At 69.4% G+C, this 13,059-nt stretch carries 1 protein-coding gene (running past one end of the window); it reads left to right on the top strand.

Annotation, left to right across the window (positions count from 1 at the left end):
- Nucleotides 1–13,050 carry the 3' end of a non-ribosomal peptide synthetase gene (locus tag JOE46_RS24265; protein WP_209928708.1) on the top strand. It extends 19,638 nt beyond the left edge of the window, so 13,050 of the gene's 32,688 nt are visible here — the last part of the coding sequence; its start codon lies off the left edge, out of view; the stop codon is at nucleotides 13,048–13,050.
- Nucleotides 13,051–13,059 lie beyond the last annotated feature (9 nt).

Raw genomic sequence — 13,059 nt, forward strand, 5'->3', positions numbered from 1 at the left:
CTGCTCGGAGCCGAGGACGATCCGGACTCCCTGATCAGCGTCCAGTTGGACTACTGGCGGAGCGCTCTCGCAGGCGTGCCGGAGCTCCTGGAGCTTCCGACGGACCGGCCGCGTCCTGCAATCGCCAGCAACCGAGGGGCGCGGCTGCCCTTCGAGATCGATCACGGCCTGCGGACCGGTGTCGAGCGGATCGCCCGCGAACACGGCGCGACACCCTTCATGGTGCTGCACGCCGCCCTGGCGGTGCTGTTCGCCCGACTGTCCGGCAGCACCGACATCGCTGTCGGCGCCCCGATCGCGGGCCGCGGCGATGCGGCCCTCGACGACCTGGTCGGCATGTTCGTCAACACCCTGGTGCTGCGCACTCGGGTCGAGCCCTCCGACACCTTCGCGGAGGTCCTCGGGCGGGTTCGCGTCGGTGATCTCGGCGCATTCGGGAACGCCGACGTGCCGTTCGAACGGCTCGTGGAGTCTCTCGCCCCGACGAGGTCCCAGTCGTACTCGCCGCTGTTCCAGGTGTCGCTGACGTTGCAGAACCAGCAACAGACCGAGCTGGAATTGCCCGGACTGACTATCGGCGCCCTCGATCCGGGTGTGCGGGTGACCCAGTTCGACCTGGATCTGACGATCGGCGAGGCCATCTCGACCGACGGAGAGCCCGCAGGCATGGCTGCCGACTTCACCTACGCCACGGACCTGTTCGACGAGTCCACGGTGGCCGGTTTCGCCGACCGGTTCGTGCGTGTGCTCCGGGCCGCCGTCGCGGATCCGGAGTCCGTGGTCGGGGACGTCGACATGCTCGGGGCCGACGAGCGCGAGCGGGTGCTGCGGGAGTGGAACCAGACCGCGGTCGATCTCGGGCCCATGACGTTGATCGACCCGTTCGACGGCCAGGCGGCGCGCACCCCCGACTCGGTGGCCTTGGTGTTCGAGGGCGAAGAGCTGAGCTACCGCGAGTTCGATGAGCGGGCGAACCGATTGGCGCGCAGGCTGATCGCCGAAGGAGTCGGCCCCGAAGCGCTGGTCGGCCTCGCGGTGCGCCGCTCGGTGGAGCTGATGGTCGGCATGTACGCGATCGTCAAGGCGGGTGGCGCGTACGTCGCGATCGACCCCGACCACCCGGCCGAGCGCACCGAGTACGTGCTCGAGTCCGCGGCACCGGTGTGCGTGCTGACCACCAGCAGGGACCGGGGCTGCCTGGCGGCGGACCAGGCGGTGATCGTGATCGACGAGGCGGATCTGAGCGACTACGACGGCGCGCCGGTCGCCGACTCCGAACGGCGTTCGCCGTTGCGGCCGCAGAACACCGCCTACGTGATCTACACCTCGGGCTCGACCGGCAGGCCCAAGGGCGTCGCGGTCAGTCACGAGTCGATCGCGAACTACCTGGCGTGGCTCATCGACCGGTACTCGATGACCGCGGCGGATCGCGTGGTGCAGAAGGCCCCCGCCACGTTCGACGTGTCGTTGTGGGAGTGCTTCGCCGCCCTGCAGGTCGGTGGCCGCGTCGTGCTCGCCACGCCCGACGGGCACCGCGACCCCGAATACCTGGCGCGCCTGATCGGCGAGCAGTCGATCACGATCGCCGAGTTCGTCCCGTCGATGCTCAGCATGTTCCTGTCGGCCGGGGCGGCCTCGTCGCTGGAGTCGCTGCGGTACGTGATCGCCGGTGGCGAGGAACTCTCGCCCGCGTTGTTGCGGGACTTCGCCGCTGCGACCGGGACCAGCATCGACAACACCTACGGCCCCACCGAGACCACGGTCGGCATCATCTTCGAGCCGGACGTGGAACGTCTGGCCGGTGACCGGGTGACGGTGCCGATCGGCGGACCGAGCTGGAACGCCCGTGCGGTGGTGTTGGACACCCGCCTGCACCCGGTTGCGGTGGGTTCCGCTGGTGAGCTGTACCTGTCGGGAGTCCAGCTTGCTCGCGGCTATCTCGGCCGCGCGGATCTCACCGCGGAGCGGTTCGTGGCGGACCCGTTCGGTGACCCGGGCGAGCGGATGTACCGCACCGGCGACCTGGTGCGGTGGAACGCGGATGGTCAGCTGGAGTTCCTGGGCCGGACCGACTTCCAGGTCAAGCTGCGCGGACTGCGGATCGAGCTCGGTGAAATCGAGTCGGCGTTGATGCGGTCCGAGGCGGTGGCGCAGGCCGTCGTGACCGTGGTCCGCAGCCGGCACGCCGGTGAGCACCTGGTCGGCTACGTGAGCGCGCGACCGGGGGCGTCGGCTACGGCGTCCGAACTGCGCGCCGCAGTGGCGGCAGAACTGCCCGCGTACATGGTGCCGTCGCAGATCCTGGTGCTCGACGAGTTCCCGCTCAGCAGTGCGGGCAAGGTCGACCGCAAGGCGCTGCCGGAGCCGGACTTCACGACGGCGACCGTCGAGTTCCGCGAGCCCGGCACCGCCGCCGAGGTCGCGGTGGCGGCGGTGTTCGCGGAACTGCTCGGAGTCGAGCGTGTCGGCGCCGATGACGACTTCTTCGCTCTCGGTGGCAACTCGCTCCTGGCGATGCGACTCGTGTCGCGGGTCGATGCCGCGCTCGGCTGCGGGCTCGGTGTGCGTGCGGTGTTCGAGGCCTCGACGGTGGCCGGACTGGCCGAGCGGGCCGAGGCGGCCGCGGCGTCGTCCTCGGCGCCGGCCCTCGTCGCCCGGCCGCGGCCGGACCGTATCCCGTTGTCGTTGGCGCAGAACAGGATGTGGTTCCTCAATCAGTTCGATCCGTCCTCGTCCGCGTACACCATCCCGCTGGCGATCCGCTTGCAGGGCAGCCTCGACGTCGAGGCGCTCGACCTCGCGGTTCGTGACGTACTCGAACGGCACGAGTCGCTGCGGACCGTGTTCCCGCACGACGGTGAGGGACCGGTACAGGTGGTCGTGCCCGCGGACCAGGTCGAGCTCGACCTGGCGCCGGTGCGGGTCGACCCGCAGGACGTGTCTGCCCGGGTGATCGAGATCCTGGGCGCCGGTTTCGACGTGACCGCCGCGGTCCCCGTGCGGGGTGCGCTGCTCGATGTCGGATCCGACGAGTACGTGCTGTTGATGGCCGTCCATCACATCAGCGCGGACGGCGTCTCGACCGGGCCGATGGCTCGAGACCTGATGCTGGCCTATGCGTCTCGCACCGCCGGACAGCCCCCGGTGTGGGCGCCGCTGCCGGTGCAGTATGCCGACTTCACGCTGTGGCAGCACGAAGTGCTCGGTTCGGAGGACGACGCACAGTCACTGGCCGCGCGGCAGATCGCGTTCTGGAAGAATGCCCTTGCCGGCCTGCCGGACGTGCTCGAGCTGCCTACCGACCGGCCCCGTCCGGCCGTGTCGTCGGGCCGCGGAGCGCGGCTCGAGTTCGACATCGACGCCGAGCTCGCCTCGGGCATCGAGGCGTTGGCCCGTGCACACGGCGTCACCACATTCATGGTCGTGCACGCCGCGTACGCGGTGCTGTTGGCCCGGTTGACCGGCAGCGCAGACATCGCGATAGGCACGCCGATCGCGGGGCGCAGCGACGCCGCGCTGGACGAGTTGATCGGCATGTTCGTCAACACCCTGGTGCTGCGCACCGACGTTGCGTCCGACGTGGCCTTCGCTGAGTTGCTCGGCCAGGTCCGCATGGCCGACCTGGCGGCGTTCGAACACGCCGAGGTGCCCTTCGAGCGCCTCGTCGATGTGCTCAACCCGGCTCGCTCACAGTCCCATTCGCCGCTGTTCCAGGCGTCGATGACGTTCGAGTCCCGTACCGACACCAGCTTCGAGCTGCCTGATCTGACGATCAGCCCGGTGGCACACGAGGTCGAGGTGACGCAGTTCGATCTGACCCTGGTGATCGCCGAGGGGATCGACGAGACGAACGCGATGGGTGGCGCGTTGCGGTACGCCACCGACCTGTTCGACGCGGCGACCGTGTCCACCTTCGCGGAGCGGCTCGTGCGGATCCTGCGCGCCGTCGTCGTGGCGCCGGGGACACTGGTCGGTGACATCGAGCTGCTCGGCGAGGACGAGCTCGAGCGGGTGCTCTTCGACTGGAACGCCACCGACGAGCTGGTCGCACCGCAGACGCTGGTCGACCTGTTCGACGAGCAGGTCGCCCGCACGCCGGATGCGATCGCGCTCACCTTCGAGTCCGCCTCGCTGACCTACGCGGAGTTCGACGACCGGGTGAACCGGTTGGCGCGCCACCTCATCCGCATGGGCGTGGGCCCGGAGTCGATGGTGGCGATCGGGATTCGCCGCTCCCTCGAGATGATGATCGCGATCTACGCGGTGGTCCGGGCGGGCGCGGCCTATGTGCCACTGGATCCGGATCAGCCGGCCGAGCGGATCGGCCACATCCTCGACACGGCGAAGCCGGTGTGCGTGCTTTCCACGTCACGGGACGGCTTCGACCGCGCGGGTGCGCGGCCGATCCTGTGCATCGATGAGCTGGAACTCGGTGATGTGGACGGCGGATCGATCACGGACGCGGAGCGGGTTGCGTCGTTGCGGCCGGACCACTCGGCCTACGTGATCTTCACGTCCGGATCCACCGGCCGTCCGAAGGGTGTCGCGGTCTCACACGGCGCGATCGTCAACCGGTTGGTCTGGATGCAGGGTCAGTACGGGCTCGGCGGCGACGACGTCGTCCTGCAGAAGACCCCGGTGACCTTCGACGTGTCGGTGTGGGAGCTGTTCTGGCCGCTGCAGGTGGGCGCTCGCCTGGTGATCGCCGTGCCGGACGGTCACCGCGACCCCGCGTACCTGGCGCGGACGATCGTGGCCGAGTCGGTGACCACGATGCACTTCGTTCCGTCGATGCTGGCGGTCTTTGCCGCCGAACCGAGTGCAGTACAGGCACGTTCGCTCGTGCGGGTGTTCGCCTCGGGTGAGGCGCTGCCCGCCGAGACCGCGGACCGGCTGCGCGCGGCCCTGCCGCAGGCCGGGTTGCACAACCTGTACGGGCCCACGGAAGCCGCCGTCGACGTCACCTTCCACGAGGTCACCGAGGCGGACCGGACGAGCGTGCCGATCGGTGCGCCGGTGTGGAACACCCAGGTGTTCGTGCTCGACGGTCGACTGCGGCCGACGCCGATCGGGGTGCCGGGTGAGCTGTACCTGGCCGGCGAGCAGCTGGCCCGCGGCTACGTCGAGCGGCCCGACCTGACCGCGGATCGTTTCGTGGCGAGCCCGTTCGTCCCGGGCTCCCGGATGTACCGCACCGGTGACCTGGTGAAGTGGAACGGCGCCGGGGAGGTCGAGTACATCGGGCGAACCGACTTCCAGGTGAAGCTGCGCGGTCTGCGCATCGAGCTCGGCGAGATCGAGGCCACGCTGACCAACCTGCCCGAGGTAGCCCAGTCGGTGGTCGTCCTGCTCCGGGATCCGATCGCGGGTGAGCGGCTGGTCGGCTACGTCGTGCCAGCACCGGACGCGGTGGTCGAGACCGGTGCGGTGAAGACCGCGCTGGCCGCGACGCTGCCCGCGTACATGGTGCCGTCGGCGTTCGTGGTGCTCGAGGAGTTCCCGCTCAACGCGTCGGGCAAGCTGGACCGCAAGGCCCTGCCCGCGCCGGCCTTCGAGGCGCGGGTCTACCGTGCCCCGGCGACACCGATCGAGGAGATCGTCGCGGCGACCTTCGCGGATCTCCTCGGTGCCGAGCGGGTCGGCGCCGAGGACGACTTCTTCGAACTCGGTGGCAACTCACTGATCGCCACCCAGGCCGCGGCGCGGCTCGGTGCGGCGCTCGACACCACGGTGCCGGTGCGCGCGCTGTTCGAGGCATCGACCGTCGAGGCTCTCGCAGTACTCGTCGGGACGCAGGCGGGCAGCGGACGGATTGCGCTCACCCCGCAGGAGCGTCCGGAGCAGATCCCGCTGTCGCTTGCGCAGCAACGGATGTGGTTCCTCAACCGGTTCGACCATGCCAGCGCGGTCAACAACATCCCGGCCGCGGTCCGGCTGGCGGGCGATCTCGACGTGGCGGCGCTGCGGGCGGCGTTCGCCGACGTGGTGGCCAGGCACGAGATCCTGCGCACGGTGTACCCGGAGCACGGGGGCACCGGACATCAGGTGATCCGGCCGGTCGACGAGATCACCGCTGACCTGACCCCGGTTCCGGTCAGGGCGGGCGAACTGCTCGAACGCGCGGCGTCCATCGTGACCACCGGATTCGACGTCACCGTCGATGTCCCGCTGCGGGTCGCGTTGCTGCGCGTCGTGGACGACGCCTCCGCAGCCGACCAGCACATCCTCGTCTTCGTGGTGCACCACATCGCCGCCGACGGGTTCTCGATGGGCCCTCTGGTGCGCGATCTGATGCTGGCCTACGCCGCCCGGACCATGGGCGTAGCGCCGTCGTGGGAGCCGCTGTCGGTCCAGTACGCGGACTACAGCCTGTGGCAGCGGGAGGTGCTCGGCTCGGAGGACGATCCGGAGTCGCTGATCTCGCGTCAGCTCGGATACTGGACGCAGGCACTGGCCGGGTTGCCCGCCCAGCTGGATCTCCCGTCCGATCGGCCGCGGCCGGCCATCGCCTCGAACCGCGGTGCGGCGATCGGCTTCGACCTCGACGCGGATCTGCATGCCGCGCTCGGTGCCGTTGCCCGCGATCAGGGCGCCACCGTGTTCATGGTGGTGCACGCCGCGCTGGCGGCGCTGTTGGCGCGGCTGTCGGGGACCACCGATATCGCGATCGGTGCGCCGATCGCCGGGCGCGGCGACGCCGCGCTGGACGATCTCGTCGGCATGTTCGTGAACACGCTGGTGCTGCGGGCGGAAGTCGATCCGGCGCAGTCGTTCACGGAGCTGCTCGCAGGTGTCCGGACGACGGATCTGGGTGCGTTCGGACACTCGGAGGTGCCCTTCGAGCGGCTGGTCGAGGTGCTCAACCCGACGCGGTCGCAGGCGCGGCATCCGCTGTTCCAGGTGGCTCTGTTCTTCCAGAATCTCGCCAAGCAGAGCCTCGAGCTGGACGGGCTCACGGTCTCCAGCGTCGAGTTCGACGAGGAGATCGCCAAGTTCGACCTGCAGGTCACGGTGTCGGAGAACCACGGCCCCGACGGGATGCCCGGCGGGATCCGGGTGCACCTGGCCTACGCCACCGACCTGTTCGACGAGTCGACCATCCGCCGGTTCGGCGAACGGTTCACCCGGATGCTCGAGGCGATCGCCTCGGACCCGTCGGCACGGGTCGGCGATGTGGAGTTGCTCGAACCCGCCGAGCGCGCGGTGATGCTCGAGGGTTGGAACGATTCGGCGTACGAGCTGCCCACCGGGCAGCGCTTGCTGGACGGGTTCCGTCGTCAGGCCGCCGCCACCCCCGACGCCACCGCCGTGGTGTACGAGGGCGAGTCACTGACCTACGCAGAATTCGGAGCAAGGGTCGCCCGGTTGGCGCGGCTGTTGATCGCCGAGGGCGTTCGGCCGGAGTCGTTGGTGGCCTTGTCCATCCGTCGTTCGCTCGATCTCGTGGTTGGCATCTATGCGGTGCTCGAGGCGGGCGGTGCCTACGTGCCGGTCGATCCGGACCATCCGGTGGAGCGGATCGGTCACATCCTCGAGACCGCCGGTCCGGCCTGCGTCCTGACCACCGCGCGGGATGATTTCCAGGTTCCGGGGGACAGGTCGGTCCTGCGGATCGACGAGGTGGACGTGTCGGGGTATTCGGCCGAGCCGGTGACCGACGCGGATCGCTCGTCGGTCCTGCTGCCCTCGCACCCGGCGTACGTGATCTTCACGTCCGGGTCGACCGGCAAGCCGAAGGGTGTCGCGGTCAGCCACGGCGCGATCGTGAACCAGATGGAATGGATGCAGGGCGAGTACCTGCTCGACGGCTCCGATGTCTACCTGCAGAAGACCGCGACCACGTTCGACGTGTCGTTGTGGGGCTGGTTCATGCCGTTGCGCGTCGGCTCCACCCTCGTGGTGGCGACGCCCGATGGTCACCGCGACCCCGTGTACGTCGCCGAGAAGATCGCCGAGCACTCGGTCACGGTCACGGACTTCGTGCCGTCGATGCTGACCGTGTTCGCGGAGTACGCATCCGGTGCGGCGCTCGCCTCCCTGCGGCACGTGTTCGTGATCGGTGAGGCGTTGCCTGCCGAGACGGTGCGCGCGTTCGCGGAGATCAGCCCGGCCCGGCTGCACAACCTGTACGGGCCGACCGAGGCCGCCGTGTCGATCACCTACCGCGAGGTGACCGGAGACGGCCACGCGGCCGCGGTGTCGATCGGACGGCCGCAATGGAACTCGCAGGTGTTCGTGCTCGACTCGCGGCTGCGGCCGGTCCCCGTCGGGGTGCCGGGCGAGCTGTACCTGGCGGGTGACCAGCTGGCGCGCGGTTACTACGGACGGGTCGACCTGACCTCGGATCGTTTCGTGGCGAATCCGTTCAGCGAGCGTGGCGAGCGGATGTATCGCACCGGCGACCTGGTGTTCTGGGGACCGGAGGGCGAACTCGGCTACATCGGTCGCACCGACTTCCAGGTCAAGTTCCGCGGCCAGCGCATCGAGCTGGGCGAGATCGAGACGGCCTTGCTGTCGCACGAGTCGGTGCTGCAGGCGGCCGTGCTGGTGGTCTCGACCGCCACCGGCGATCAGTTGGTGGCCTATGTGGTGCCCGCGCAGGGCGCCCACGTGGTGCCCGCCGACCTCGTCGGCTTCGCGTCGACCTCGCTGCCCACCTACATGGTTCCGGCGGCCGTCGTGGTGCTGGACGAGTTCCCGCTGAACTCGTCGGGCAAGCTGGACCGCAAGGCGCTGCCTGCGCCGCTGTTCGAGGCCAGGGCGTACCGGGCACCGGAGACCGCGTCCGCGCGACTGGTGGCCGCGACCTTCGCGGAGGTGCTCGGGCTCGAACAGGTCGGCCTGGACGATGACTTCTTCGAGTTGGGCGGCAACTCGCTGGTCGCGATGCAGGTCGCCGCACGCCTGGGCGGTGCGCTCGACACGCGCGTTGCGGTGCGTGAGCTCTTCGAGGCAACCACCGTCGAGCTGCTCGCCGCGCGGCTGGACGTCTCCGCGAGGAGCGGCGGCCGGATCGCGTTGACGGCGGGGGAGCGGCCTGAGCGGATTCCGCTCTCGACCGCGCAGTCGCGGATGTGGTTCGTCAACCAGTTCGACACGACGTCGGCGGCGTACAACATTCCGGCTGCCGTGCGGCTGTCCGGTGAGCTGGACGTCCCGGCGCTGCGCGCGGCGATCGCCGATGTGGTCGCGCGGCACGAGGTGCTGCGAACGGTCTACCCGGCAGTGGACGGGATCGGCCACCAGGTGATTCTTCCCGCGGAGCAGGCTGTTCCCGAGTTGGTCGTCGCGACGGTACCGGAGTCGAACCTCATCGATCGGGTGATCAGGACCGTGGCGACGGGCTTCGACGTGACGGCCGAGGTTCCGGTGCGCGCAGCCCTGTTGCGGGTCGAGCACACCGCAACCGAAATGCCCGAGTACGTGCTGGTGCTGGTGGTTCACCACATCGCAGGCGATGCTCTCTCGATGGGTCCGCTGGCTCGCGACGTGATGGTGGCGTATGCGGCACGGTCCGCAGGCACGACGCCCGGCTGGACGCCGCTGGCGGTGCAGTACGCGGACTACACGATGTGGCAGCGGGAGGTGCTCGGCAACGAGGACGACCCGCAGTCGTTGATCTCGAGCCAGCTGGCCTACTGGACTCGGCAGCTGTCCGGGCTGCCGGATCAGTTGGACCTGCCCACGGACCGGCCGCGGCCGGTACAGTCGTCGAACCGCGGTGCCACGAAGGCATTCACGATCGACGCCGACCTCCACCGTGCGTTGACCGATATCGCGCACCAGCACAATTCGACCCTGTTCATGGTGTTGCACTCGGCGCTCGCGGTGCTGCTGGCGCGGCTGTCCGGGACCGACGACATCTCGATCGGTACGCCCATCGGCGGCCGGGGCGAGCGGGAGCTGGACGATCTCGTCGGCATGTTCGTCAACACCCTCGTGTTGCGGACGACCGTGGCCGCGGGCGCGAGCTTCGGCGAACTGCTGGAAGGCGCCCGGGACACCGATCTGTCGGCGTTCGCCAACGCGGACTTGCCGTTCGAGCGGCTCGTCGAGGTGCTGGAGCCGGCCCGCTCCACGTCGCGGCATCCGCTGTTCCAGGTCGCATTGGGCTTCCAGAGCGCGGATTCGGCGAGCTTCGAGCTGCCGGGGTTGACGCTGAGCGAACTGGAGATCGACGACCAGGTCGCAAAGTTCGACCTGCAGCTCACCGTCGCCGAATTGTTCGACGAGGACGGTGCGGCCGGCGGACTGTCGGCGGAGTTCCTCTACGCAACCGACCTCTTCGACGCGGCCACGGTGTCGCGATTCGCGGAGCGTCTGCTGCGGATCCTGTCGGCGATCCGGCTCGACCCCTCCGTTCCGGTCGGTGAGATCGAGATCCTGGCACCCGAGGAACGGGCGGATCTGCTGAGCCGCCTCGATCCGATCGCGACGACGCCTGCCGCCGAGCGCGACGGTGCGCCGCGTCTGCTCCCCGACATCCTCGTCGCGGGTGTGCGGATCGACCCCGACGCGACCGCGCTGTCCTTCGAGGGCGAGCGGTGGACCTACCAGGAGGCGGACGAGCATTCCTCACGGTTGGCACGAATGCTGATCGAGCAGGGTGCCGGCCCGGAGACCACTGTGGCAGTAGCGATTCCGAGGTCGGCTGATTCGGTGCTCGCGGTGTGGGCGGTGGCAAAGACCGGCGCCGCCTTCGTGCCGGTGGACCCGAACTATCCGACGGACCGGGTGGCACACATGCTGGCCGATTCGGGTGCGGTCCTTGGCGTCACGATGCAGCGGTTCAGCGACCAGTTGTCGCCGCTGGTGCCGTGGACTGCGCTCGACGATGCCGCGGTCGATGCTCGTGTGCGGGAGCTGTCCGCGGCGCCGGTCACGGAAGAGGACCGGCTCGCGACACTGCGACTCGAGCACCCGGCCTACGTGCTCTACACCTCGGGTTCGACGGGTCTGCCCAAGGGTGTCGTCGTGACGCACGCGGGCCTGGCCAACGTGCGTGACCACCTGCAGCGCGACTACCTGACAAACAGGGACTCGCGGATCCTGCACCTCGCGTCTCCCAGCTTCGACGTCTCCGTCTATGAGATGCTCATGGCGGTCGGAGTGGGTGCGACGCTGGTCATCGCGCCGCCGACCGCGTGGGGCGGATCCGAGTTGACCGATCTGCTGCGCCACGAGAGGGTGACCCACGCGTTGATCACACCCGCCGCGCTCGGCTCCGTCGATCGGACGGGGCTGGACGAGCTGCGGGTCCTCATCGTGGCGGCGGACACCTGTCCGCCGGATCTGATGGAGAAGTGGGCTGTCGGCCGCCGGTTCGTGAACGCCTACGGTCCCACCGAGGCGACGATCGTCGCCACGTGCACCGGCGCCCTCGTGCCGGGTGGCCCCATCACGATCGGCGGGCCCGCCGCGGGCACGCGCCTGATGGTTCTCGACAACCGGATGCAGCCGGTCCCCGTCGGCGTGGTCGGTGAGCTGTACCTTGCCGGTGTCGGGCTCGCGCGGGGTTACCGTGGCCGGCAGGCGTTGACCGCGGACCGGTTCGTGGCCAACCCGTACGGGGCGTCCGGCGAGCGGATGTACCGGACCGGTGACGTCGTGCGGTGGACCGAAGACGGTCAGGTCGAGCACCTCGGGCGCTCCGACTTCCAGGTCAAGGTGCGCGGACTGCGAATCGAACTCGGCGAGATCGACGCCACGCTGTCGTCGCACCAGGACGTGGAGTTCGCGGCCACGATCGGGCACACCACCGCCTCGGGCTCGACGTCGCTCGTCTCGTATGTGCTCCCGGCTGCGGGCCGCACCGTGGATCCCGCGCAGCTGACCCAGTTCGCGGCGCAGTCGCTGACCGCGTACATGGTGCCTGCGGCGATCATGGTTCTCGACGAGATCCCGATCACCCCCGTGGGCAAGCTGGACCGGAAGGCCCTTCCGGAACCGGTCTTCGCGGTCCGGGAGTTCCGGGCCCCGACGACCAGGACAGAGGAGGTCGTTGCCGACGCGTTCGCCGAGGTGCTCGAGGTCGAGCGGGCGGGCGCGGACGACGACTTCTTCGAGCTCGGCGGCAACTCGTTGCTGGCGACGCAGGTGACGGCTCGGATCGGCGCCGAACTGGACCTTCGGGTTCCGGTGCTGTGGCTGTTCACGGATTCGACGGTGGAGTCCTTGGCCGCGAGGATCGACTCGGCCGGTCTCGGGTTCGAGAACCTGGCCGAGGACGCGGCCTTCGATGTCCTCATCCCCCTGCGGGCGGGAGGGTCCAAGCCGCCGGTGTTCTGCGTGCATCCGGTCATCGGAATCTCGTGGGCGTTCGCCGGACTGGCACAGCACGTCGATCGCGAGCGCGGCGTGTACGGCCTGCAGTCGCCGGTGCTCTCCGGGACCGCGGACCTGCCGGAGTCGATCGAGGCGTGGGCGCGGTTGTACGTCGAGACGATTCGGACCGTGCAGCCGGAGGGGCCCTACAACCTGGTCGGCTGGTCTCTCGGCGGCATGATCGCGCACGCCATGGCCGCGCAGCTGCAGGAGGTGGGCGAGGAGGTCGAACTGTTGGCGATGATGGACAGTTTCGCGCAGCAGCCGGCGGACGGGACCCTGGTGGACCGGGATCTGACCGTCGGTGACCTGCTGGGCGGGTTGGTCCCGGCCCTGACGGCGGACGGTGGCCTGGAGGCAGGCGAGAACCCGCTGCTGGAGGAGTTGTCCGAGGAGATGCTGGCCGGGATCATCGAGAATCTGCCCGCGCCGTTCAACGCCATCGGGGCCGAACGCGTTGCGGCCGCCGTGCGGGCGATCGATGAGTCCGTCACGCTGATCGAGGGCTATGTGCCGCCCAGGTTCAAGGGCGACCTGCACTACTTCGCGGCGCTCGAGGACGATCCCAGCGGCGCCGTCGGTGCAGCCACCTGGCGGGACGGGGTGGACGGCCGCATCATCACGCACGGCGCCCCGGCCACCCATTGGGGCATGGCAGGCCCGAGCTCTCTCTCCCTGATCGGGGAGGTGCTGCACGAGGCGTGGAACACCGAGGAGCGCAAGTGAATTCAGGAC

Source organism: Rhodococcus sp. PvR099 (assembly GCF_017833315.1).
Classification (GTDB): Bacteria; Actinomycetota; Actinomycetes; order Mycobacteriales; family Mycobacteriaceae; genus Rhodococcus_G; species Rhodococcus_G oryzae.